At 36.2% G+C, this 23,885-nt stretch carries 19 protein-coding genes, 8 pseudogenes and 1 other annotated feature; of the genes and pseudogenes, 15 read left to right on the top strand and 12 right to left on the bottom strand.

What is annotated here, in order from left to right:
• Both WA352_RS21230 and WA352_RS21225 read right to left on the bottom strand, forming a co-directional pair.
• Positions 1-198, bottom strand: a pseudogene (locus tag WA352_RS21230) (copper resistance protein CopD); the annotation flags it as partial.
• Positions 199-262: 64 nt separating this feature from the next.
• Positions 263-643 carry a copper resistance CopC family protein gene (locus WA352_RS21225; RefSeq protein ID WP_057061708.1) on the bottom strand — a complete coding sequence of 127 codons (381 nt, stop codon included), beginning with the start codon at positions 641-643 and terminating at the stop codon, positions 263-265.
• 250 nt (positions 644-893) lie between these two features.
• Here WA352_RS21225 and WA352_RS21220 point away from each other — a divergent pair.
• The 5 genes and pseudogenes from WA352_RS21220 to WA352_RS21200 all read left to right on the top strand — a co-directional run bounded on the left by WA352_RS21220 (position 894) and on the right by WA352_RS21200 (position 8,237).
• Positions 894-1,634 (top strand): annotated as a pseudogene (locus tag WA352_RS21220) (IS5 family transposase).
• 195 nt (positions 1,635-1,829) lie between these two features.
• A complete protein-coding gene (locus WA352_RS21215) occupies positions 1,830-2,072 on the top strand; it encodes a DUF2789 family protein (protein WP_004281876.1) in 243 nt (80 codons plus the stop codon).
• Positions 2,073-2,367: 295 nt separating this feature from the next.
• The gene (locus tag WA352_RS21210) at positions 2,368-3,012 is read left to right on the top strand and encodes a hypothetical protein (protein ID WP_043972796.1); all 645 of its coding nucleotides are present in this window, start codon (positions 2,368-2,370) and stop codon (positions 3,010-3,012) included.
• Positions 3,002-5,185 (top strand): hypothetical protein, encoded by a 2,184-nt coding sequence (locus tag WA352_RS21205; RefSeq protein WP_043972793.1) that lies wholly within the window; start codon positions 3,002-3,004, stop codon positions 5,183-5,185. The genes WA352_RS21210 and WA352_RS21205 overlap by 11 nt, the downstream gene beginning before the upstream one ends.
• Complete coding sequence (locus WA352_RS21200) at positions 5,178-8,237, top strand: tyrosine-type recombinase/integrase (RefSeq protein WP_043972791.1); 3,060 nt, start codon at positions 5,178-5,180, stop codon at positions 8,235-8,237. The genes WA352_RS21205 and WA352_RS21200 overlap by 8 nt, the downstream gene beginning before the upstream one ends.
• Here the strand turns inward: WA352_RS21200 and WA352_RS21195 are convergent.
• Positions 8,228-8,551, bottom strand: coding sequence for a hypothetical protein (locus WA352_RS21195; RefSeq protein ID WP_052500226.1), 324 nt, complete (start codon positions 8,549-8,551; stop codon positions 8,228-8,230). The two genes, WA352_RS21200 and WA352_RS21195, sit on opposite strands and share 10 nt — an antisense overlap.
• 147 nt (positions 8,552-8,698) lie before the next feature.
• On the opposite strand from WA352_RS21195, the gene WA352_RS21190 reads away from it, so the two are divergent.
• Positions 8,699-9,025, top strand: coding sequence for a helix-turn-helix domain-containing protein (locus WA352_RS21190; protein WP_043972788.1), 327 nt, complete (start codon positions 8,699-8,701; stop codon positions 9,023-9,025).
• Between the two features lie 197 nt (positions 9,026-9,222).
• Here WA352_RS21190 and WA352_RS21185 read toward each other — a convergent pair whose 3' ends face one another.
• The 4 genes from WA352_RS21185 to WA352_RS21170 form a co-directional block, all read right to left on the bottom strand.
• Positions 9,223-9,471, bottom strand: coding sequence for a helix-turn-helix transcriptional regulator (locus WA352_RS21185; protein WP_167543104.1), 249 nt, complete (start codon positions 9,469-9,471; stop codon positions 9,223-9,225).
• A 90-nt stretch (positions 9,472-9,561) separates the two neighbouring features.
• Positions 9,562-9,819, bottom strand: a complete 258-nt coding sequence (locus WA352_RS21180) for a hypothetical protein (protein WP_155771242.1) — start codon at positions 9,817-9,819, stop codon at positions 9,562-9,564.
• A 128-nt stretch (positions 9,820-9,947) separates the two neighbouring features.
• On the bottom strand, positions 9,948-11,147 hold the full coding sequence (locus WA352_RS21175; protein ID WP_336143840.1) for a tyrosine-type recombinase/integrase: 1,200 nt from the start codon (positions 11,145-11,147) through the stop codon (positions 9,948-9,950).
• 335 nt (positions 11,148-11,482) lie between these two features.
• On the bottom strand, positions 11,483-12,655 hold the full coding sequence (locus WA352_RS21170; RefSeq protein WP_043972782.1) for a replication initiation protein: 1,173 nt from the start codon (positions 12,653-12,655) through the stop codon (positions 11,483-11,485).
• A gap of 913 nt (positions 12,656-13,568) precedes the next feature.
• On the opposite strand from WA352_RS21170, the gene WA352_RS21165 reads away from it, so the two are divergent.
• The 3 genes and pseudogenes from WA352_RS21165 to WA352_RS21155 form a co-directional block, all read left to right on the top strand.
• Positions 13,569-14,345 carry a ParA family protein gene (locus tag WA352_RS21165; protein ID WP_004942653.1) on the top strand — a complete coding sequence of 259 codons (777 nt, stop codon included), beginning with the start codon at positions 13,569-13,571 and terminating at the stop codon, positions 14,343-14,345.
• 18 nt (positions 14,346-14,363) lie between these two features.
• Complete coding sequence (locus WA352_RS21160; RefSeq protein WP_043972778.1) at positions 14,364-15,263, top strand: ParB/RepB/Spo0J family partition protein; 900 nt, start codon at positions 14,364-14,366, stop codon at positions 15,261-15,263.
• Positions 15,264-15,411: 148 nt separating this feature from the next.
• Positions 15,412-16,236 (top strand): annotated as a pseudogene (locus WA352_RS21155) (alkaline phosphatase); the annotation flags it as partial.
• A gap of 15 nt (positions 16,237-16,251) precedes the next feature.
• On the opposite strand, the pseudogene WA352_RS21150 reads toward WA352_RS21155, so the two are convergent.
• Positions 16,252-16,742, bottom strand: a pseudogene (locus WA352_RS21150) (IS5 family transposase); the annotation flags it as partial.
• Positions 16,743-16,806: 64 nt separating this feature from the next.
• On the opposite strand from WA352_RS21150, the pseudogene WA352_RS21145 reads away from it, so the two are divergent.
• Together WA352_RS21145 and WA352_RS21140 are read left to right on the top strand one after the other, a co-directional pair.
• Positions 16,807-16,980, top strand: a pseudogene (locus WA352_RS21145) (IS6 family transposase); the annotation flags it as partial.
• Between the two features lie 111 nt (positions 16,981-17,091).
• Entirely contained in the window at positions 17,092-18,246 is a 1,155-nt protein-coding gene (locus WA352_RS21140) for an IS4 family transposase (RefSeq protein ID WP_005003123.1), read from the top strand.
• A 42-nt stretch (positions 18,247-18,288) separates the two neighbouring features.
• Here WA352_RS21140 and WA352_RS21135 read toward each other — a convergent pair whose 3' ends face one another.
• The 3 genes and pseudogenes from WA352_RS21135 to WA352_RS21125 all read right to left on the bottom strand — a co-directional run bounded on the left by WA352_RS21135 (position 18,289) and on the right by WA352_RS21125 (position 20,813).
• Positions 18,289-18,591, bottom strand: coding sequence for a helix-turn-helix domain-containing protein (locus WA352_RS21135; protein ID WP_001140620.1), 303 nt, complete (start codon positions 18,589-18,591; stop codon positions 18,289-18,291).
• Positions 18,584-18,940, bottom strand: a pseudogene (locus WA352_RS21130) (type II toxin-antitoxin system RelE/ParE family toxin). Before WA352_RS21130 ends, WA352_RS21135 begins: the two are co-directional and overlap by 8 nt.
• Positions 18,941-19,493: 553 nt before the next feature.
• Positions 19,494-20,813 (bottom strand): ISNCY family transposase, encoded by a 1,320-nt coding sequence (locus WA352_RS21125; RefSeq protein WP_336143845.1) that lies wholly within the window; start codon positions 20,811-20,813, stop codon positions 19,494-19,496.
• A 240-nt stretch (positions 20,814-21,053) separates the two neighbouring features.
• Between WA352_RS21125 and WA352_RS21120 the strand changes: the two genes are divergently transcribed.
• The 3 genes from WA352_RS21120 to WA352_RS21110 all read left to right on the top strand — a co-directional run bounded on the left by WA352_RS21120 (position 21,054) and on the right by WA352_RS21110 (position 22,361).
• Entirely contained in the window at positions 21,054-21,545 is a 492-nt protein-coding gene (locus WA352_RS21120; protein WP_039624381.1) for a pyridoxamine 5'-phosphate oxidase family protein, read from the top strand.
• 227 nt (positions 21,546-21,772) lie between these two features.
• Positions 21,773-22,060 carry a BrnT family toxin gene (locus WA352_RS21115; protein WP_039890878.1) on the top strand — a complete coding sequence of 96 codons (288 nt, stop codon included), beginning with the start codon at positions 21,773-21,775 and terminating at the stop codon, positions 22,058-22,060.
• On the top strand, positions 22,047-22,361 hold the full coding sequence (locus WA352_RS21110; protein WP_336143837.1) for a BrnA antitoxin family protein: 315 nt from the start codon (positions 22,047-22,049) through the stop codon (positions 22,359-22,361). Before WA352_RS21115 ends, WA352_RS21110 begins: the two co-directional genes overlap by 14 nt.
• Positions 22,362-22,409: 48 nt before the next feature.
• Here the strand turns inward: WA352_RS21110 and WA352_RS21105 are convergent.
• Positions 22,410-23,012 (bottom strand): annotated as a pseudogene (locus tag WA352_RS21105) (ImmA/IrrE family metallo-endopeptidase); the annotation flags it as partial.
• A gap of 40 nt (positions 23,013-23,052) precedes the next feature.
• Between WA352_RS21105 and WA352_RS21100 the strand changes: the two are divergent.
• Positions 23,053-23,885 (top strand): annotated as a pseudogene (locus WA352_RS21100) (IS3 family transposase); the annotation flags it as partial.
• Positions 23,328-23,444: a sequence feature (AL1L pseudoknot), on the top strand. (Overlaps the previous pseudogene by 117 nt.)

Raw genomic sequence — 23,885 nt, 5'->3', positions numbered from 1 at the left:
CAGAATAAAAAATCCCAAGGTACTGGAAATTAGGCCTAATCCAGCGCCAATTGTAATATATTTAAGAATCGATTCTTTTAGTTCAAGATATTGTCTAAGTAAAAAATAGCAAAAGGCTCCACCAACGACAAAAGCTACACTTAAATATAAAATAACCTTAGTTAACCAAGTGGCCCACATCCAATATTCAGAAATCATTATTTTTCTCCATTCTAGAACAACATGTCAGCACCTCACTGACATGTTGAAAGGTAATCAATTCTTATTTAGTTGATTTGATAGTGAAACTATATTCACCATTCATGTTGTGGCCATCTTTCCCCATTGTTGTCCAGACAACGGTATATTTACCTTTTTTCAGTTTCGGAAGAGCGACATCAAAGGATTTCTTTAAGTCATGAGTAACTTTATATTTTAAAGGAACATCTCTTCGCTGAGCATCCAGTAACTTAATATTCATCAACATAACCTCTGCACCAAAGTTAAGGGTCAAGTTCTTTGGTTGACTAAGGACAGATGCATTTTCCGCAGGAATCGCACTCACTAAACTCACATGAGCGAACGTAGTTGTAGTAGCCACAATCATCGTTGCAGCTACTACAACATTACGTAGAGCAGTCATTTTATTTTGAAATAATTTCATTTACGTTTCCTCTTGATTCGTTAGTTCATTAGAGATGACTTTATAAAATCTATATTTAATGAGACCACATCATCTCCTCTTATATTTCAATTATTAGTGAGAGACAGAAACAGAGCGATGACTTCAAAATTACATTTTTGTCATTTTTAAAATTTAAAATCTTTAACTATTAGGGTGTGTTGACACTTTTAGCTTAAAAAAATAGCGAAGTAGTAAAATCAAATCGCCAAACCCAATTTTACTATTCGCTATGCCTCGTACCATGCTGACAGATCAACACTGGCAAAAGTTGAAAGTTATTCTGCGTAATTTATCCATTTTATTGAAGCTATTCTCTATAGAATTAGAACAGGCTGTCCGTGGCGAGATATTCCTTCTTGTTTTGGTCATTCAAACTCTATTTTCAAACGTTTTAATCGTTGGTCAAGCAGCGGTAAGTTACTTAGATTATTCAAATTACTAGCCTCATGCCCCGATATGGAGTGGATTTTTATTGATGGCTCTCATGTACGTGCTCATCAACATTCTGCCGGTATAGCGAATCAATCTATTTCTAAAAGTGTAGGAGGAAACTCCTCAAAAATACATTTGATTGTTGATGCACATGGCAATCCTATTGATTTCATGATTACCGATGGAACCACACATGATGTTAAAGTTGCACCTGATTTAATATCAACATTAGATTTAAAAGAGACAAAAGTGGTATGTGCAGATAAAGGCTATGATTCAGAACCACTGCGTGAACAGATCAGGAAAACAGGGACTAAAGCGAATATACCAAAGAAAACGAATAGCCAATCGAACAATGACCATATGGACTGGTGTTTATATAAAATCAGGCATTTAGTTGAAAATATGTTTTGTAGATTAAAGCAATTTAGAGGAATAGCTACTCGATATGACAAGCTCAAAAGAAATTATCAAAGTTCTGTTGCTTTAGCCTGTATATTTTTATGGCTACCTTTATAGGGTTAATTATGAACAGTAAATGTCAACAGACCCTAAAATAATCTTATTGAAAAATAATGATCATTTAACAAACAAATTATGTAGGTGGTTGATTTATGAAATGTAGTAATCATTTTGTCTAAGAAAATAGTAGCTATTTAATTTTTTATATTTTAGTTTAAATATAAACATGTTATGTTTAATTTGATCTAATATAAATTTGTGGGCTAAGCACATGACTCAAACACGTCCAAGAATGACCAAATTATTTGAACAGCTTGGTTTAGCTTCTACTGAAGAAGCAATTGCAAAATTCATAGAGAGCCATCAGCTAGCTGGAGATGTTTTTTTAACACAAGCAATTTTTTGGACTGATGCTCAACGTCATTTTTTAGAAGAAAAACTACACTCTGATGGTGAATGGACGACAGTGATTGATCAATTAAATGAGTCTTTACATGAAAATTCAGTAAAATAATTTTCCGTTAGTATTAAGGATCTACATTCTTCCCTGCATTGAATACAACTCATTCATACAGTAGTACTGTTTTGGAGATAATACAATTCACCTAGAAACCTGTCACATTCACATTAAATAGAATCAATCACTTACAAACAAAATCCTGTACATACCCTTTTTTTCCCATCCGCTTTGAGTCGCTCAAATTCATCAAAAACCATCCACATTTATAACCAATTTCTTGACCTTTTTATAAGAATTAAAATTTTTTGTCCTTCTTGATTTAAGTTAAAAACATCAGGAGGGCAAATAAATGAAGCCTACAAAAAAAGTAAATACTCAGCTAGCCAGTAAAAGACCGTTTCACACAAAGGGGGTTATGATCCGTCCTTACCCGCCACTGTTCAAAATTTACCAATGCTATGCCCAGATTTTAAATGCCTCGCAACTGCCAACACACTTTCAGCATGACCTAAACCTAGTGTCTACTACTAAGCTTACTCAAGCTGAGTCATTCGCAACAGATAACTTTCTGCTTGTTTATATGGCACAACAACAAAATATTCGAGTTAAAGCCCATCCCATTCTAGAAGCTGATATAGACCTCGTTCAGGTTCAATATCAACTCAGCACCTCACTCTTTAAGTTAATGACTGAGCTTAAGATCAATCCACAGGTTCTTAACCCCGATAGGCTACTTCAAAACTTAAATCAGTCGCTATCGAAACAAGCAATTTACGATGTGAATCAAAAGCTTTATGACAAGCCCAGATGTAGTCTTTCTCTAGATCTGCTCGCCAAGCTGATCGACTGCAGCCGTAATCAACTGCTTTATCGCCAAAAGCAAATCAACGGCGCTCACGATCTACGAATTCAAGCACTCAAAAATAAATGTAAAGCACTCACGAGCGCACAACCATGTGCATCACAATTTTGGAATTTAACCCATGAAAATTGAAAACATCATTGAACGAATGCTAGATCATGAATTGTTTGATCAGGGCTATCAAAATACTATCGCACAGCACTTAAAAACTGCAGTCTTAATCCCTGAGCTAAAATTCTTATTCGATACAACTATCAACTTCGATGCGGACTCTCAGTTTGAGCTCCCAATAAAACTACCTCTGCCTTCGAGTGTTGCTAAACATCCGATCTGTGCCTATCTCTATTCAGTAGCTAAGCACGAATATGCAGTTATACAACGATGGGCTGTGAATAATTTACATGCAGCGTGTATTCTTAAATCTATCCCTAATAAGGGCGAAAAAGACCATCAAAACACGATTATTAAAGTTCTTGATAGATTTCGATTAGCGAACGAAGCTTATGCCATATCGCAACAAGGCAAACAGTTGAATCGGTATCAGCAGGAATATTTGTGGTTATGGGAGCAACTGCCTAGCGATGAAATTCCATTAGTGCAATTCGTAAAGAATTTACGGGAATTAGAAAACGATACTAAACTCAATCGTTTTCAGTATCTATTACTGCTTGATATACGACGATTCTATGATTATGTGCTAGCACTTAAACCCAAAAAAAATTATTCAGCGCCTCCAAAACAGATCAATGAACCACATTATCTAGATGAGTACGACGCAATTTTATGCCATCTACAAGATATACCTAAAAAGAAAAATCCAGCCCTCTTCTACGAAAAATCACAGGATGAGCAGCTCGATCTACAATACTCAATTAATACAGCACAGGTATCGCCTTTAGCCACTCAATCTAGTTTTCTACAACATAAAATTAGCCAACTGACACAACAGCACATCATTAGACAACAACATAATTTCAGCTGTAGTAAGCATTATCCAGATTTCAATAGCTTAAGTTTATTGGTAGAGCATTGCTACCAGGTCTATCTGAGTCATCCAGAAAAAAATAAAGCGTATCTTTTTATATTACTCAGTTTCCTGAGTGGTGTTCCTGTTGAGCAATGGTTATATCTACAATCCAAGCAGCGCTATGCACTGAATAAACGACAAAAGATCATTTTAGAAAACGATCAATATTTTCTACGTTCAAAGTTCACGCTATTTGAGAACGCTGACTTCGAATACAAAAATCAATTACTCAATCAAGTGACCTATTTCGATTTACCACTCATTGAAGAATTAGTAGACGGTCTAAAACAGTCTCCAATTGTGAGCCAAGAGCAAGTCAATCAAGCATTAAAGAAATGCCGTGAAGAACTGTTCATTCCATCGTTATCAACTAAGAAAATAAGTGTCTTACTACATCATTGTATTTATAGACATACCAATAACGAGCAACTCGCTGACATTCTGACTGGCATAGATGCCAATCGATCGGTGTCTATTTCATATTGCTCGTATCCGGTATACCGCCTGCAACAGAATTACCAAAGCACGGTAGAACAGTTGTCTCGTGATTTAGCAAAAAAAATTCATCTTACTTCCGATCCCGAGCTTAGATTTGGTAGTTGTAAAGCTCCCAAGCCTGCAACAGTAACGGCTATATTTGCCTACTTACAACATCAGATCATTCAAGCCCGACACAGTAGCCAAATGCTGGAGATGTTCAATCACTACAACATTTGGCTTTGGCATATTTTATTGCTTTTTACAGCGGCTCGACCTGTGAATGGATTCCCTGGGTTCTTAAAAAACTTCGATTTAAAACAACAATGGCTTTGGGTTTCCGACAAAGAAATTCACTCAAGAACGAATGATGGTCGCTTAATCCCGTTATGTGATTTTGCTGTTCAAGAAGTCCGTCAGTTTATTGGCTATTTAAAAGAATTCAAACAACTGCATCCAGAGCATCAATCACACATTCAAGAAATTTTAAGCAGTAAAAAGCCACTGCTGAATGTTTATCAGCAGGGAGAATGGCAAGAGCTTAGTCCCCGTCTTATAAGCTCATTTACTCATGTTATGGAGCTCAACCACGCAAATTGGCTTAGGCATACAGCTCGTGCATATCTAACTTCGAAAGTTGATGAACAGTTCATTCTAGCCCTGATGGGACATGAACAAAACCAACAAGAAATGGGGCAAAAATTCTCAAGCCTGTCTCTTCAACAATATAGAACCATCGCAACTCATCTCAATGAAATGCAAAATTTTTACAGTATTGATGGAATGTATGAATATGCCTAAACAAACAAAGTATGCACATGAACGCCGTGCTAACAACAGAGACCAAAAGCGAATTAAAGAGCGTATACAATTTCAAGCGATCATCGATGAGTTTCTGTCGTTCGAGCAATTACAGCAAGCACAGCGGTCAGGAAGTATAGTCACGCTCTTTGAGCAAGTTAGCCAACACTTGGATCAACATCAATATAGTTTTGCTCTAAAAAAGACGTTTTATCAGCAGTTCCGTAAACGTATTATTCAATACAATCACACAAATGATGCAGACTTACCACTACCTACTCAACATCTCGTCTCTATTCAACGCACGCCATTGCTTTTCAATGAGACTCGGCTAGAACAATCTAAATCCATCTCACTGATCAAAGAAAAACTTCTAAGATTTTGGTATACAACAGATAACTTTACCGCAGATGAAAGCATTGGAAATATACTGATCTGCGCAATCCTCTATGGTGGGATATCAAGCCTTTCTAGCCTACAAGCTTTGCTCGAACACTTAAAACAACAAGGTTCGATTGATCAGATTCCAAAAATACAAATCCCCCTGATCTTTCTAGAACCTCAGTCACCACATTATGGTGATTTATATGACCCTAAACAGCCTTTAAAAAAATCTAGAAATTTTGTGCCCGACCGGTTAACACTGCTATGGATTGCGAGACTTAAAACACAAAAAATTGATATCCAATCTGATTGTTACACGTATATCAATTGTATTTTTAAAGCACTAGCACTTCCGTTAAGCCCAAAGCAATTTAATCAACTCTTACAAACCTCAAGTCATTCATGGATGCAGCTAGACAAGGTTGATTTAAGTCCTGCGCTAAGTCTTTGCTTATCAGAAGAGATTGAGACTTGTGGTTTAAGTCTAAGTGCGTTTAAACGTTATCTCACGCCACAGTTATCCATTTTCGATTCACAACAAGCGCTAGAACCCCTGCCGAAAATACTAAATCCGACAGAAAAAGCAGAACAATGCTGCACAGATCATTCTGTAGACTCATTGATTGCATTGCATAAACAAATTTTAAAATTTTTTAGAAATAGTGATCAAACCACAAAAGAGCTACGAAACTTCTTACTCAGCCAGCATGACCATCTTCCCGAAAATGCAAAAAGATTGGGACTGTGGTTATACAGCCTGTTTCATCCTGCCGTAGATGATATGCAATCTATCTGTAGGCTTTATCAGCTCGATCAAAATAAGTACTTACGCTATATCACTCAACAGCAGAAGATTCGCCATTCTTCAATCTATAGTTATTACACCAAACTTGCCGAGTCATGGTTACTCCATAGCACTGACTTTATAGAAGAATCTAACCTGAATGACCGTCTAGATGTAATCTACAACCGCATGTTAACTGGCATCGGTAAATCAAAATCACAAAAAATCGATCTCCTAAAACGATTCCATCAATTCCAACAGATGCTATTTAATGCTGAATCGTTCCCTTTGAGCGGTGCGGGACTACGTGTTCATTCACCCAAAGCTGAAATTATCTCAGGAAAAACTTTTCAATATCTACTCAGTCAGCTTAGTCAATATAAACATTCCAGCTACACCGCACATGATTTAGAAATGCTGAGTATCGTATATACGATAGCTTTTCGTACGGGCATGCGCATTAATGAAATACTCGGTATGCGAATCAAGGATGTGGAAGGTGTCAAAGCGAGTTCAATTTGGATACGTCCATATCGTGCGAAGCATCAACAGCATTTTCTTAAAACGGATAGTGCTGAGCGTAATCTCAACGTTCAAATTTTACTAAGCGAAGAAGAACATCTTAAATTTCAGCAATACTGCAAGGCACGCCGTAGCGCTTATTCATCCAATGACTACCTATTTACTCTTTGGAATAGTGCGGGACGTATCAAACCCTACTTGGTCACCACGCCTTTTCAAAAGTTACTTGATGCTATTTTGCCAAATCATTGCTATAGCTTTCACTCGCTGCGACATAGTGCGACGAACAATTTAGCCATGATTTTGACCATGAACTACAAATTTGTAACAACCTTCACTGACTATTCACATGAGCATTACAACTTGATTCGTAGTCAGCTCTTACGCTCTAACACACCTCAAAACTCTTGGTATCTACTTGCCCATTTATTGGGCCACATAGACCCAACTGAAACCTTTAGGAGCTATTTGCATCTAGCTTACCTGATGGCCGGTTACCAGTTAAGAAAATTTGACCCACTTATTGATCGAGCTGTTATTCATAAGATTTGTCCTCGCTTAAAACCACCACAAAAACATCAAATAGCGCTGAGTTATTACGATGAACAAATAGCACGAACAATAAAAATTAAATCTATAACAACGCCTGATGAATACATCAACACAGCTAAGATTCAAGCTGATTTAGTACAAGCAGAGGACAACGATTTTATTTATGGAACGAGTAAGTCAGCTTATCCATTCCCTCTAATCGCAAAAATTCTCAAAAAATTAGATCAATCATATACACCGCAACTGCTTGCGCAACAATACGATTTTCCGATAGAACAACTCATGCTATGGCAACGGAATATAATCAGGCTCAAACAGCTCAAAAATCGTAAGAATCGTCCACGTTTCATCATGGATGCAGATAAATCAGAGCGCATACTTCCGCACCTTGAAACTGCAGAGGACAAAAGTTTATTGGAATATTTTTTTAAACAGCTCAATGAATTGAGACGTGATGATGCAAATATCTTAGATGCGATACATATTTTTGAGACGAAAGCGAATATTTCACACGCTGGATTAATCTTTAAACCGAATGATGTAAGACTAGCAAATCGTTTTTTAAAAGGGATTTATGGTTTATTTCCAGCAAGCTGTTGGCAGATTGCAATATCTTCTGAAATCTGTGAGGAAAAGCTGATGGAACGACTGTCATTTAATCTTCAATCTGACGGTATCAACAGCAGTTTAAATAATTCCTTTAAGCTAGAACTAGTATCTCAAAAAAATGCTAAAGCATTAGCTGTGTTCCGCTATTGCATGCTCGTTTTATTGATCGTGTGTACGCCGTTGCAACCAGATCATAGTTGATCTGGTTGATAGCCTGAAAACTCATAAAAGTCATGCAACAATTGAGCATAGACATCTGAAAAATTTATTAAGCTTTCTGGTTGTAAACCATAATGGTCAAAATAGCGATCATCAATGAAATAAGCTAATCCTATGTGCGTGTTGAGATAAGTTGATACGCCCAGTTGCCGACAAAAGTCAGGATTATATTGCAACTGTAATTGCGTATTACAAATAATTTTTGAGGCTACAATTTTAGCTACATTGCGAATATTGAGATGGCGAATACTAGGATGCATCGATGTCAAAATTCGACTCGAAGAATAATCCATCATGATCGTTTGGCCTTCAATTGATTTAGATTTTTATCAAGTAATGATTTAGTTGCTTCTCGTTTTACAAGTAAGCATCTAAACTATGTCTATATTTATATAAAAACATGACCAAAACGTCAAGTTTTTATTGTCTATTTGGCGGTAATAATGACACTTGAATTAGACTCGAATGAATTTAAGATTCGATTGAAAGAAGTCAGAAAGATACGAAAGCTGACACAGCAAGAACTTGCTGAAAAAACGGGAATACCCGTAACCTCTATTGCGCATTTTGAGTCGGGCTCACGTAAACCCTCATTAGAGAATTTTTATAAACTCATTGTCGCACTTAATGTATCAGCCGATTACATCTTGGGACGCCGTGAAAAAATGAGTACCTCAGAGATTGATCCTATTACTAATGCTTTACAGGAATTACCAGAGTTGGAACGCAAAATGATTGAGAAATTTATTATTTCTTTAGGCTCTGACTAGAGACAACCATGCATATATGAATCAGACAAGAAAAAGACCTAAAAATTAAAAAACCACCTAACGTGGTTTTTTTTTTCAAGGATCAAAATAGCTTTTTCCTCGTGAAATATTTTTTTAAAAGTAAATTCACATCATGGTTTTATAAAATTACCCCTTGAGCCTTTCTCCTTTATCCAAACGTTCCCATATAAGCCAATTTATTGTTTCCTACTAACAGAAGACCTATTCTTTTTCTGTATTTCATACCAATTCAACACCTCCGTATAATCAAAGTAGTTATGCGCTTTTTCACCATCTGCAAGCTTAAAAGGTCGTGGAAAATCGGGATTCTTTGCGATCAAAAAGTTTAGTCCCGTCCTCGACAAGCCTAATTTTTTTGCTACATCATTAAACTTTAAAGCTAACGCTTTATTTTCCTGAATCATAGTTGATTGTGGTGTATTCATTTCCAACATAAATATTTTTTCAAAAAAAGAAAAAATCATATCAGACTAAAAAAATTATTTTTCCAATAGTGTCAATTCGTTAAATTTAGTTCAAAAATCAGAATGAAATTCATTCATGTACCAATTGAAAATCTCATCAACATCAAAATACATCACTGCTTGTCGAGTATCTCGATCTCTCATGGGTTTTGGAAAGTTAGGAACAGCATTTTGAATTTTGATAAGTTGCTGACGATTAATCTGTAAAATTTTGCACAATATGCTACTTGAACATCGCCACACATTTTCTTCACGGAGTTTCATTAAAATCGGATTTATTTGACTATGAGGGTTTAGTAAAGTTTTCATCAATTTATCAAAACAGTTAAAACCCATTAATCTACACATATTAGAAAAATCACATCTTCAATAATCCCGTTTCGCAAAAAAAAAGCCGAAAATAAAATTTCAGCTTTTAAAATTATAACAAGAACACTTTAATCAAACATTCTTACTCCGCAGATCGAATCCAAGTGGTCAGCCCAAAATTGCATAACATCCACCCTTTCTCTTAAGTGAGCACCTTTATCATATGCACCTTTCACACCTGCTTTTTGATGAGACAATGCTGATTCAATCACTTGTTCTTTATCACTAAAAATATCATTTAAAAAAGTACTCGCAATGTGGCGAAATCCATGAGGATTCTGCTTCCCAGTATACCCCATTCTTTTCAATGCTGAAGTGAAGGTCACGTCAGATATAAATTTTTCATTTGAATTACTTCTTGATGGAAACAAATATTCATTGCCATCCCCTGAAATCTCTTTTAATCGAAGCAATAATTTAATTGCTTGCTTCGGTAACGGTATCGCATGAGCTACTCTTCTTTTCATCAGATCAGCAGGTCTAAGCCATACTCTTGTTTCAAAATTAAATTGATCCCAACGTGCAGCTCTCAACTCACCAGGTCTAGGAAACAACACCAAGAGCAATTCGAGTCCAATGCTAGTAGTTTCAGAGCGATAATTACGGATTGCATTAACAAGATCGGGAAGTTCATCCATTACGACATGTTTCATTGAGCCTGAAGTATGATTTACTAGCCCTTTTCGTACTCTTGCGAGAGGGTTATAGCTAATTAAATTATCATCAATTGCATAATCATAAGCATTACGACAATACGAAATTAATTTTTCAAGTCTATTGAATATCCCTTCATTTAATTGTTTTTCTCTGAAAAATTCTTTCCATTCAGATGCGGAAATTTCTTTAAATAAACGGTGACCAAATACTGGCAATATATGCTTTTCTATCGACTGATACTCTTTCTTATAGGTTTTATCAGTCCATACACCTTTTTTCGTATTCATCCATTTAATCAGTAAATTACCAAACAATAGGTTCTCTTGTTGTTTAACTTCCAATAATTTCTCATTTTTAGTTTTTAAAATGAGTTCACCATTTTGATACTTAATAGCCAACGAGCGTGCTTCTTTGACTGAGATTGCTGGGTAGCTTCCCAACCCAAGCCATGTCCACTTACCAACCGTACTCTTAAATCTTAACTGCCATGACTTTTTGCCTGTTACACCAACTTTTAAATACAGACCTGAAATATCTGAAACTCTGTACTCAGATTCTTTTGCTTTTAATGCTGCATATTGTGTATCTGTAAGTAATTTAGATTTAGCCATAAAATTTTGATTTTCCTAGATTAAACTAGGCTCCTGTATCCTGAGTTCTATTTTTTATACAGGATACAAGCCAGGATACAAATAGGGTGTTTTTATACGAGTACACCTGAGTATTCTTAAGACATAAAAAAACCCTTAACTCTTTTAGAATTAAGGGTTTAAGTATGTATTTTACAATATAAACACATGAATTTGGTGGGCCCAGACAGACTTGAACTGTCGACCAACGGATTATGAGTTCATAGGTCTATTAATTAGCTATCAAAATATAACCTAAACTGATATCAAGCTTATTTTACACATTATCGTAAACAGTGTAGCAAGTTGCTACACTGTCATATAACTTCTTTTCCAAATATTTCATTCAATCGTTTTCTATTTTCTTTTACAAAATTTGGATTATTTTTTAATTTATATTTCATTTCTTTCTTAAATTCACTCATTGAACTGCCAGCTACAGCAAAATCCATTTGGAACATAATATCATTAACTATCACATTTGCTTGAGATTCAGTTAAGCACCCTTCTGTCTTAAACCACTTACTTAACTGTTTATAATTTGGGTCGTTCGCATAGATGTACCAAGACCTTACGGTCATATCGAACTTCGCACCTAATTCTTTAACAAGCGCATTATCATCAAAATTGACATCTAAATAGATTTGAGTCTTATCATTAGTATTAGATACAACAACTTCAGTGGCATGCCTATTAAGAATTTTAAATCGAACTCCGACAATAGGTCGACCTTTCTTGATGGTATCGTATTCTAATTGAAGACTAGTCCTTTCATTAATTTCTTCAATAATTTTGTCTAAAACGTATCGTCTAAAATCAACCCAACGATCGTATTTTTTCTCCCCAATATCAATTAATGCTTTGATATTCTCAAGTGAAAGTTCAACCTCATAAGAATCTTGATTAGCATACTTAAATTCATTTTTGATAAAGTATGAATACAAACTCATACTGGTGACAGAGTCCAAAGCAAATAAATCTTTCAATTGATAGGTTGTAAAATTTCCATTTGCTAAACGAGTAAAATATGGAAGTACTTCACTGGTGAAACGTATCTGCAAAGCATTTTTAGCATCATCTTCCCAACGGAGTTCACGAATAATTGGTACTACTGAGTGTACTTTTTTAACTTTACGCTTATTATCATCCACGGACTCTTCAATTACAAAATGGGCTACTCGTGATGATAATTCTTTATAAATACGATCAATAGCAACATTAATGGAATTCTTTTTATCTAATCCTAATAGTTCGCCTAAATCATCTTTATGCAAATATATATAAGTTTGCTCTGTAATTTCACGATCTTGATTATTCTTTTCACCATAATTCGCAACAGCCATCGCATAAAGTAGAGCTTTATACTCATTAGATGATAATTCAATTGGTCTAATCAGACGGTTACTAGTGCTAACTACTCCATTATGTCGAATATTACCAATACAATAAGGTAGATGTTCTAATTCTTCTGGTTCGTTGTGATTGCTCATAAGTGGAAAGATTAAAATATTTTCTACATGTTATACACAAAAGTGGAAGAAGATGCAAACCGCTCACTATTTTCTCTTCCTTACATTAAATTAACTCAGTTTATGCCCATCAAACACCTTAAGAGTGGAAGAAGTGTCACTATTAAAGTGCAATTTTGATACTATCTAGTCTTATGGTGGAATTAATATAAAATTAAACACTTTTAAGTGACAATTCTTCCACCTTTGATAATTCATCCGTATCGCTAAAGCAATCAATTTGAAAATAGGAATAGCCTACAGCACCACTAAAGTGGAATTAATCAACACATATTCCACTGTTAAAGTGACAAGCCTTCCACCATTCCGATATTCTTGACTATTAAACATCATGTTATCAATTAAATTTTATACAAATAGTTTATCCACAGAATAAAAAACATCTAATGACAAGTCTTCCACCTTTATTTCAATAAAAACAAACTTATCAACATCACAAGCAGTTGAATTATATTGTTTTAAATTAAAAAATCCACATTAAAATAAATCACAATGACAAGTCTTCCACCATAGTGACAAACCTTCCACTTATCGGTGACAGACCTTCCACTTATTAGTGACAAACCTTCCACTTAAAGGTGACAGGGCTTCCACTTATCAATGACAGGTCTTCCACTTATTAGTGACACGCCTTCCACTTTAAAAATTCTATCTATTTGTTTTTAAAAAAATAAAATTTGTCTAATTATAATTAACTAATTAATACTAATTAATAATAATTAAAATTAGCTAGCTATATTTTTAAAAAAAGTTAAGAAATGTTTTCTCCACATCTTTTGAATTCAAAAGATAAAAATATGACAAAGGAACTGTAGCAAGTTGCTACAAATATCTTTATATTAAATGAAATCAAAGTAAATTCCTTAAGACAAATATGTCAACTAAAATCATTGCTGTAGCTAATCATAAAGGTGGTTGCGGGAAAACAACTACTGTAGTACATCTTGCTTCAGAACTTGCTGAATTAGGAAATAAGGTCTTAGTAATTGATCTGGATCCACAAGCAAATGCAAGTTTACATATAGGATTAAGACACCCTAGCGAAGTTGAAACTACATCAGCGGAATTACTCATTGGTGATATAAGTTTATTATCAGAAGCATTAGAAGAAGAAACAAAATTTAAAAATGTTTCCTTAATATATGGCTCATTAACTCTTGGTAAAACTGAAGATCAATTGAAAGATGATGCACCAAGACCAACCGAGGAACTTTCAAATAAATTGGAAATTCTAGAAGGATTATATGACTACATTCTTATTGATTGCCCTCCGAGCTTAAAATTATTAACTAGCAATGCTTTAGCCGCTTCGACACATGTTATTGTTCCAATTGAATCTGGTTCACAATACGGTCTCTATGGTGTTACTGATTTAATTAATCATTTAAGTAAAATTAGAAGAGTTAACCCTGAGTTAGAACTCTTAGGTGCTTTATTAATTAAACATGATGAGCGTCAGAATGTATGTAAATTAATAAAAGATGAAGCATTTAATCAAGTTGGAGAATTATTGCATACCACAATTCCAATGAGCACTAAAGTTAATCAAGCTGCAATTTTGCAACAACCTTTATTATCTGTTGATAAAAACTCAAAAGTTCGAAAAGCTTTTGAAACTTTAGCACAAGAAATTGTTCAGCGTGTCGGATAATATAATTCTGGAAATACTATGGTAAGTAATAAAGAGCTATTGGCTAAACGTCTTCAGCAAAATACTCAAAAGCATCAACATGCCCAAAAGGAGCATATTAATGATGTCAAAGAGCTAAGACGTAATGTACAAATTACAGATATTCAGGCTAGCCCTAACCAGCCTCGAAAACTCTTTAATCAACAAGATATTAAAGATTTAGCAGCATCAATTGAGGAAATTGGGCTATTACAACCAATTGCAGTTCGTAGAATAAATGATAAATATGAGTTGATTGCTGGTGAAAGACGATTGAAAGCCCACCAATTTCTCAATAAGAACACCATTGAAGTAATCATTATTGATGCATCGGATGAAGAAGTTGCTTTATTAACATTAGCTGAAAATTTAAAGCGAGAAGATCTGACAGATTATGAAATATATGTTGGATTAACTTCTTTGGATGAAAAATTAAAAAAAAATAAGCAGAAGTTAGCAAAGTCATTAGGTATGAATCGTGAAGATATGTATAAATATTTATCTTTTGAAAAATTACCTGGAGAGTTGATTGAAGATTTGGAAAAACAGCCGTCATTATTAGCACGGACCGCTGCTACAGCAGTGAAAAAATTTCTATCAGATCATGAAGAAAACCATGAAAATGCTAAAGAAGCATTATTTGAAGCATGGTCAAAATTGCTTAAAAAAGAAGTTGAACAGACAAAACTGGCATCACTAGCTGAAAAAATCTTTAAGTCAAGAGAAACGAAAGAAGTAATTCAAACTTCAATTGTACATAAAATTGAATATGATGGGAAAGTTGCTGGTAATATCAAATTTGACCATAATACATTAAAGGTATCTTTAAAAATCGGACAATTTGATGATCAAAATTTAAAAGAATTAGAAGCTTTCCTAAAAAGAATGTTAGAAAAATAAAGTAAAAAAATAGTGTAGCAACTTGCTACACTATTTTTTGCAATTAGGAAAATTTATATAAGTAGTCATAATAATATTTTCATAAATTTGTCATTTAAATTGAATATTTAAAGCGTATTTTTCGACCATCCTAAGATGAGTCGATGCAATGCTTTGGCATAAGAAAAAATTTAATAAAAAATTAATGAGTTTGGCATGCTGTAGTTTGGGCACAGTTATTTTGATGGGCTGTCAAAGTCCTGCTTTAGTTCAATCAACTTCTACTTCAGTACAACCATCAAAACAGCCTCAACGTGTGGTTTTTTTCTTGGGAGATGGAATGGGTATCACGACACTAACAGCTGCACGAATCTATGCTGTTGGTGAAGACGGGCAACTGCCGATAGATCAACTTCCAGAGTCAGCATTTGTTCGTACTTTCTCAGAAGATGCACAGGTTACAGATAGCGCACCATCGATGGGTGCTTATATGACAGGTGTAAAAATGAAAAATGAAGTGATATCCATGCAGACTGGAACAATTGCAGTAGAACCAGATCAGGCTGGAAACCATCAATGTGGAACCAATCCTCAGAACCAGAATAAGCAAGACACCCAAACTTTACTCGAATTGGCCAAGGCACAAGGTTGGGGTACAGGTGTAGTCACGACAACTCGCATTACGCATGCTACACCAGCATCGACTTATGCCCATATTTGTCATCGTGATGCTGAAAATGACATAGCATCCCAATTAGTACCAAGTTCGCAAGGTGATACCTATCAGCGTTATAACGTCAAATTAAAAGATGGGGTTGATGTGATTCTAGGCGGGGGTAAGCGTCAATTTCTGCCGAAAGATCAAGGGGGAGAACGGATAGACCAACGGAATTTGATCGCAGAAATGCAACAAGCAGGCTATCGAGTGGTCTATGATCAAACTCAACTCTCCCAGATGAAGTTAGGAAAGAATGAAAAATTATTGGGTTTGTTTAGGGTCTGTTGAGAATTACCGAGAGTTAATTACACTCGCGCACAATTGAATCATGGCTTCAAAACTCGTATCTGTTTTACAACTACGCATCGCTATACGTTTAAATTCTTTTAACTTACAGAAATAGTTTTCAATGAGATGACGCCATTTATACATAGTCGTATCAAATGCTCTCATTACTTTTCGATTAGATTTGGGTGGGATCACCACTTTCACTTTACGTTCATTGAGTTCTTGGATGAGCCAATCTGCATCAAATGCTTTATCCGCTAGTAATGCTTGAAAATCAACATCTTCAATTAAAGGTTTGGTTTCTACTAAATCGTGATATTGACCAGGCATTAATCGAAACTTAATGAGGTTGCCTAGACTATCCACTAAGGCAAGAATTTTACAGGTCATTCCACCTCGAGATTTACCTATAGACTGTTTGAAAGTCCCCCTTTTGCACCTTGCCCATGTCGATGAACTTTAACAATCGTTCCATCAATCATGGCGTATTCCAAATGGCACTGTTGCAAATAACCACGAATGGTAAGCTGAAGACTGTTTTAGCTAAAGGTGCAGCATATGAATCCTTTCCATGGTCGGCATTTTCAGGGCGAAATCATTCTTTGGGCTGTGCGCTGGTATTGTAAATATGGCATTAGCTATCGTGAACTGCAGGAAATGCTGGCCGAACGGGGTGTGAATGTTGATCACACGACTATTTACCGTTGGGTTCAACGTTTAACAATAAAAATGGGAGCCTATAGCTCACTACTGTCCCATAGTTTGCTTTAAATAAAAAAACCTGAGTCTGAAGAGTTAAAATATGAGTGCAAACAAACATTTTAACTATAAAGGACTCAGGTTTTGTCACATCAGAATACCGTATTTCATCAATTACTCAAACCCATTCTAAGACAAGATTTTGAACGTCTGGCTAAACTGCATCACTCTGGGCAAAAATTAAGATCAGCCACCCGCTGGGATCAGTTTGTTGCCATATTGATGTCCCAACTTTCTTGTCGGCAAAGCTTAAGAGACATTCAATCCAATCTCGAATCCCAGCAGGAAAAGCTCTATCATCTTGGCGCGAAGAGAATTGCGCGAAGCACCTTAGCAAGACTCAACGAAGAACAGCCCGCCAGCCTGTATCAGCAATTGTTCACACAGCTGCTTCAGCGCTGTGAAAACTCTAAAACTGCACATAAATTTAGATTCAAAAATCCGCTGTATTCACTAGATGCCAGTCATATTGATCTTTCACTGTCATTGTGCGCATGGGCAAAAGTACATGAATCCAAAGCCAGTATTAAACTCAGTGTTGGCTTAAATCACAGCAATACCATTCCTGAATTTGTAGCGCTTGGGGATGGTATTGAAAATGATATGGTGCAAGGCAGAGCATTTAAATTTCCTGCTGGCAGCATTATCGTCTTTGATAAAGGATATGTTGATTATCAATGGTTTGCTCAGTTGACACTTCAGAACGTCAGCTTTGTAACCCGGCTACGCCCAAAGACAGTTTATCAAGTTAAATCAAGCCGCAGCGTATTAGAGACTAAAGGGATTATTGCGGATGAATGTATTGAATTGAGCAGTGCGCATGCCAAGAAAAGAGGCGCACCTGAATTATTAAGACGTATAGAGTTTTATGATACAGATAAGAAAAGAACATTCGAATTTCTGAGCAACAACTTTCATCTGGCAGCATCCACCATTGCTGCAATTTATAAAGACCGCTGGAAGATTGAGTTATTCTTTAAAGCGATCAAGCAGAATTTAAAACTGAAGTCATTTCTAGGTCGAAGCCGCAATGCGATACAAACGCAAATATGGATTGCATTAATTGCCTATTTGCTGGTGAACTTCGCTAAACACATGGCACAAGAAGGATGGAGTGTTCAGCGTTTACTGAGAATTATTCAGGTCAATTTATTTGAAAGGAAACTTTTAAGGTCACTCTTTGTGCCAGATAAAAAATGGCGAAAACAAGAAGAACCTCAATTGAGGTTCTTCTTGTGATATTTGTGGGACAGCAGTGGCCTATAGCTCCCATTTTTATTGTTAAACGTTGAATCCTATATGTTTTCCTGTTGGAAGCTCTACATCAATACGGAGCTTCCCACCCATTGCCTCAACATACTTTTTCATGGTTGAAATCTTAAGATCATTGCCACGATTTTCTATTGCTGAAAGCGATGGCTGTTTTATTCCCAAAGTTTCAGCAAGCTCTTTTTGAGAAATTTCGAGTTCTTCACGAATAAGATGAAGCTGATTTTCTAGCAGTAATTCATCAGCCATTTTTTGAATACGGGCTTGGCTCTCTGGAGAGCGGCTAGCTAACAATTCTTGCAGAGTCTTAGCCATTAGATTTATCTCCTAGGGTAGTGAGATGAAGTTGGTATTGTTCATCTGCAATATCCAGCATGTCTTTATAAAAACGCTTTTTACCGCCTTTATCAGCAATACATAGAACAATAGCCTGTCGTAAGGGATCAAATGCGAAGAAAGCTCTTAAGGGTCTACCGCGATGTTGAACACGCAGTTCTTTCATATTGGTAAATTTAGACTCATACACAGTATCTACTAAAGGACGGCCTAAACTCGGTCCCTGCTGCTGTAGAATAACCAGGGCAGCTAGGACCTTCTCTTGTGTAGGTTCATCTTGCTATTCAAGCCACTGATTAAATAGATCTGTCGTAATGACTGTCCACATACCACAACCAAAATATAGATTATAGTCTATATTTTAGGGGGCATTATGTTTGTTTTGCAAATGAGAAAGGATAGGCAATAAAAAAGCCCGACATCCTGTCGGGCTTTTCCATATTTGGCGCTTAGATCTGACTCCTGTCTGATCTCACGTTCCTTGTTGTTCATCTTATTCTTTTTATCTGGAGCATCCTGCTCTCTATGTCTTCATGATAGGAAATTTCCAGTATTGCGGATAGCAGCAAAGGGCCGAGATTGGTATGAGCCAGGGCTTACAAAATAGCCTAAATTTTATCCACAAAAAATGTGGATAATTTTGGACATTGAGGCATTGATAAAATTTGAAAAACCCCAAAACTGACTATTTTTTAGTCAAACTTATTGGCAAGAAGTATCAAAACCGCTCATAAAAAAGCCGACTTGTTTCAAAATCGGCTTTTTAGTCATTTTTGGATTTTTATATCTTTATTAAGTGGTTGATATTTAGATTAATATACAAGTGTTGTTATTCACCAATTAAAATGTCTATGCGATAAACCATTTAAAATGTCCTGTTTTTAACTACAAGAGTCAAGCACAGGATTCAGATTTCGTTGTTCAATCGCTGTTTTCTGTGCACGTCTACTTGGCATCTTTTGAGAACGATTGCGTTTGTTTTGTTGTGCCAGTTCTTCATGCTGTTGTTGGATATGATTCAGAACAGCACCCAACCGTTTATTCTCAACAATCTCTCGCTGATTCAGCTGACTTAATTTATCGAAGAGGCTGTAATTGATCTTTCGGCCATCATGCATGAGGGCTACAGTACCATCCGGGTATTCCAGGAACTCAAGATACTTACCGATCAACCTTTGATTTTCTTCGGTGTTTTCTAGGAGATATACGCATTTATCATAAGTAATCGTCAGGCTATTCGTGACTCTGCGGGGTTCACGCCAAGTAAAAATATCATCTAATTCTTCGGCTGTTTCAGCGATAGGCCGATGTAGATTCTTAGGATTAAAAGCCATCTTGGCGAACTTCTGATTGAACTGCTCAATGAAGCAGGGTAGCCAGGCATTCGCTTGCTCAATCGAACAGATGCCTTCCAGGCGCATTTCTTTAATCAGACGGTCCTGAAGCGTTCTATTCGCCCGTTCTACACGGCCTTTGGCTTGTGGTGAATTGGCGAAGATGATATCGATATTGAGGGTACTGAGTACGCGTCCAAACTGGGTAATCTTGGTGTCTTTCTTGCTGCTTTGATTCACCCTGAAGACTGAATGTTTATCACTGTAAAACGCCAACGGCTTACCATGCTGCTCAACATACAAACGTGTTGAAATCATATAGTCAAATGCTGATTCCGACTCACAGAAGCGTAAATGCTGTAATTTTCCTGTGGCATCATCGATAAATACCAGCAGACAGCACTTAGCAGCGCGTCCTTCAAACCAGTCATGGTGTGAGCCATCGATTTGAATCAGTTCACCATAACAATCTCGGTTATAACGAGGCTGATACGGGCGTTTCAGGCGCTTGGCGCGAGGAATCCACAGATCGGCTGCAATCATCCAGGAACGCAGTGTTTCCACTGAAATATCGAATCCATGAACAGTGGTGAGCTTTTCATGCGCTAAAGTGGGTCCGAAACCATGCAGTTGATCCGAAACAATATTGAGGCACTTGAGTCTGAGCTCTTCAGGAAGCCTGGAATTGCTGATTTGGCCACGTGCAGCATGTGCTAATGCAGCTGGGCCTTGAGCTTTGTATTTTTGCAATAAACGTCTGATCTGACGTTCTGAAATATGAAGTAGCTGAGCAGCTTGGGACTGGGTTATGCGTTGATCACAGATTTCTTGCAAGACCGACAATCGTTTAAGTTCTTTATCCGACATAGACACCAACATATCAAACCGTCCGCTAAGAAAATTGCAAAAGTGCATATTCTAAAAGCGGACATTTTTACTTTGGAGAAACCGGACATTTCTACTTGGGGCTTACAATTCAACTTCGTATAACGTGTATTATGTTAATTTTAGAATATCTATAAAAATATAAAATTAGTTCTTCTAGTCAATGAACTAAAAACAGATGTAAGTTACAAATAAATGGAATTGGAATAAGGACTTATAAAAATGAAAATTGATTTGAATAACTGGAAAATAATTAAAGATGTTTTTATTAAAGCGCAAAAAGCAAATATGCATGTAAATATTGCTAGCGTATCTATCGAGGGAATACCTAACATTACTCCAATAGGAACAGTTTTCTTGAATGATGATGGAACAGGTTTTCTGTTTGATTCATTTTCTCATCAATTAGCAGAAAATCTAAAACAAAATAAAAATGTTTGTATCTGTGCTGTGAACTCAAGCAAAGTTTTTTGGTTATCGTCATTCATTAAAGGGCAATTTAACTCTCATCCTGGTGTAAGACTCTATGGTGAGCTTGGGGATTTAAGACCTGCAACAGAACAAGAAAAATTAAAAGTAAATCTGCGTATTCAATCTTTAAAGTGGACGAAAGGCAGTAAATTAATTTGGTCTGATTTTACTCATGTTAGAGAGTTTAAGGTTAATAACTATAGATGGATAAAATATCCTAATATGATGGATCATTTAACATAATGGCGCTTATGCGAAATCACACACTTGTATATTAAAATAAATATCAGATACTTAATAAAACCATAAAAATGCAAAAATGCAAAAAAAGCCGACTTTGAAACAAGTCGGCTTTTTATTGAACAGATTTGTCACTTTTAGCCAATAATTTTGACTAAAAATTACGCTTCTCAACTTGAGTGATAAAATTTTGTGATACATTATTGTATATACAAATTTGAATGTTTTTTATGGAACAGTATTTCGAATGGGATGAGGCAAAGAATCGAAAGAATCAGAAAAAACACGATGTCTCTTTCGAAACGGCAAGCCTTGTTTTTGAAGACCCATTACGGATCTCAATCCAAGACAGACACACCGATGGTGAAGAACGTTGGCAAACCATTGGAAAAGTAAAAGGCGTACTAATGCTCTTAGTAGCTCACACCATCTTTGATGAAGATGACTGTGAAATCATAAGAATTATTAGTGCAAGACAGGTAACAAAAGCGGAGCGAGATAAATATGAGCATGGTTAGACATTCACGCAAAGAACTGAATGAAAAATTCAGCGACAAGCAAGATGCTGAAATTGAACGCTTGCTTGCTAAGGGAACTGTTCCTGACGATCAGCTAGATCTCTCAGATATTCCTGAAGTTGCCGACTGGAGTAATGCTGTACGTCATAATCAATTCTATCGTCCAGTGAAGAAACAAACATCTATTCGTTTAGACGCTGACGTACTTGCATGGTTCAAAGCACAAGGTAAAGGTTATCAGACACGTATGAATGAAATCTTGCGGGATGCCATGCTAAAAGAATTAAAAAATCATCAATAAAAATGGGAGCTTAAGCTCCCATTTTTATTAAGTTAATATCAATTTAAATTAATCGACTAGATATAACTTGTGTTTTTTCTTTGGTAGCTCAACTTTTTCTAAAGTATCAAATGTTAACTGATTAAAATCTTTTTCAGAAATTCCAATCTCGTCAAGCATTTGGTTCTTATCGAATTTTTCTTGTGAAGCTAAAACAGACATAATCTTGGGTAACATGAGACTCTCATCACGGTGAGTTTCCTCAGGTTCATTAATGTTGTAACCCAATGAGTTAATCTTAATAGAATTACTACGATTAACCCAGTCACTAATTAGTCCAAGCTTATGAGCTTTGTAGTTAATGGATTTTAGAGACGTTCGCCACACCTTCTTATACTCGATCATATTTTCGAGTGAAAGATAGCGTGGCGCAGTCGCAAAAAATGCATCTGTTGGCATTAAAAATTCAGAAGAGAATTGATCCGCTTCAGTTTCAAGAGCACGGTTATCTTTCTTGAAACGAATTTTCTTATTATGCGTGTGCATAACAACATGGCCAAGTTCATGGGCACAATCAAAACGAGCTCTTTCCGCTGACTTAAATGTATTTAGAAATATGAAAGGACTACCACTTTCATCATCAAAAAAAGATAGCGCATCAATGAACCGTACCGGGTTTGTCGGAGAGTCAATATTCTGAGAGACTATCCCGATGACAAAATTAAAATATACCCCTGAAATCAGAGAAAGAGCGGTTCAATTATTGATTGAATCTGAAAAAGATTATCCTTCTACTTGGGCTGCAATCACAGCAATTGCGCCTAAGATCGGTTGTACTCCTGAAACACTTCGTGCCTGGCATCAAAAGCATTTAGATCAGCAAAATCCTATTAAAGTACAACAGATATCTGATCAAGAAAAAATGAAGCAAATGGAACGTGAAATTAAAGAATTAAAGCGTGCCAATGAAATTCTACGTAAAGCAGCCGCTTTTTTCGCCCAGGCGGAGCTCGACCGCCCATACAAATAATGGTGGATTTTATCCATAAGAATAAAGATCGATATGGTGTTGATGCGATTTGTAGGATTTTACCGATCGCAGCTTCAACCTATTACCGAACTTTAGATCTCGCTGACAATCCAGAACATCGAGCGAAACGAGATCTACATGATGAGCATCATGCTGAACAAATTAAACGAATTTGGAAGGAAAGTTCAGGTCGATATGGTGTACGTAAAGTCTGGCAAAAATTAAAACGTGAGGGTTATGTTATTGCACGTTGTACAGTTGCTCGATTGATGCAAAAGCTAGGTATACAAGGTGTTTGGCGTGGTAAGAATAAACAAACCACCCGTAACCGAGATGACCAAAAACGGGCAGATGATTTAGTGAAACGTAATTTTAATGCTGATCATCCAAACCAACTATGGGTGGGTGACTTTACCTATATTCAAACTCATTCAGGCTGGGTATATACCGCATTTGTTATTGATGTGTTCTCACGAGCAATTGTTGGATGGAAAGTATCTACACGGATGAATACA

The sequence above is a fragment of the Acinetobacter sp. 102 genome (assembly GCF_037028485.1).
Lineage (GTDB): Bacteria > Pseudomonadota > Gammaproteobacteria > Pseudomonadales > Moraxellaceae > Acinetobacter > Acinetobacter higginsii.
This window is presented reverse-complemented; position numbering and strand designations above follow the sequence as displayed.

What these genes read in the sequence shown, in the direction of transcription:
- WA352_RS21225 (WP_057061708.1), bottom strand. Translation starts at nt 643, where the DNA reads ATGAAATTATTTCAAAATAAAATGACTGCTCTACGTAATGTTGTAGTA.
- WA352_RS21215 (WP_004281876.1), top strand. Translation starts at nt 1,830, where the DNA reads ATGACTCAAACACGTCCAAGAATGACCAAATTATTTGAACAGCTTGGT.
- WA352_RS21210 (WP_043972796.1), top strand. Translation starts at nt 2,368, where the DNA reads ATGAAGCCTACAAAAAAAGTAAATACTCAGCTAGCCAGTAAAAGACCG.
- WA352_RS21205 (WP_043972793.1), top strand. Translation starts at nt 3,002, where the DNA reads ATGAAAATTGAAAACATCATTGAACGAATGCTAGATCATGAATTGTTT.
- WA352_RS21200 (WP_043972791.1), top strand. Translation starts at nt 5,178, where the DNA reads ATGCCTAAACAAACAAAGTATGCACATGAACGCCGTGCTAACAACAGA.
- WA352_RS21195 (WP_052500226.1), bottom strand. Translation starts at nt 8,551, where the DNA reads ATGATGGATTATTCTTCGAGTCGAATTTTGACATCGATGCATCCTAGT.
- WA352_RS21190 (WP_043972788.1), top strand. Translation starts at nt 8,699, where the DNA reads ATGACACTTGAATTAGACTCGAATGAATTTAAGATTCGATTGAAAGAA.
- WA352_RS21185 (WP_167543104.1), bottom strand. Translation starts at nt 9,471, where the DNA reads ATGAATACACCACAATCAACTATGATTCAGGAAAATAAAGCGTTAGCT.
- WA352_RS21180 (WP_155771242.1), bottom strand. Translation starts at nt 9,819, where the DNA reads ATGAAAACTTTACTAAACCCTCATAGTCAAATAAATCCGATTTTAATG.
- WA352_RS21175 (WP_336143840.1), bottom strand. Translation starts at nt 11,147, where the DNA reads ATGGCTAAATCTAAATTACTTACAGATACACAATATGCAGCATTAAAA.
- WA352_RS21170 (WP_043972782.1), bottom strand. Translation starts at nt 12,655, where the DNA reads ATGAGCAATCACAACGAACCAGAAGAATTAGAACATCTACCTTATTGT.
- WA352_RS21165 (WP_004942653.1), top strand. Translation starts at nt 13,569, where the DNA reads ATGTCAACTAAAATCATTGCTGTAGCTAATCATAAAGGTGGTTGCGGG.
- WA352_RS21160 (WP_043972778.1), top strand. Translation starts at nt 14,364, where the DNA reads ATGGTAAGTAATAAAGAGCTATTGGCTAAACGTCTTCAGCAAAATACT.
- WA352_RS21135 (WP_001140620.1), bottom strand. Translation starts at nt 18,591, where the DNA reads ATGGCTAAGACTCTGCAAGAATTGTTAGCTAGCCGCTCTCCAGAGAGC.
- WA352_RS21125 (WP_336143845.1), bottom strand. Translation starts at nt 20,813, where the DNA reads ATGTCGGATAAAGAACTTAAACGATTGTCGGTCTTGCAAGAAATCTGT.
- WA352_RS21120 (WP_039624381.1), top strand. Translation starts at nt 21,054, where the DNA reads ATGAAAATTGATTTGAATAACTGGAAAATAATTAAAGATGTTTTTATT.
- WA352_RS21115 (WP_039890878.1), top strand. Translation starts at nt 21,773, where the DNA reads ATGGAACAGTATTTCGAATGGGATGAGGCAAAGAATCGAAAGAATCAG.
- WA352_RS21110 (WP_336143837.1), top strand. Translation starts at nt 22,047, where the DNA reads ATGAGCATGGTTAGACATTCACGCAAAGAACTGAATGAAAAATTCAGC.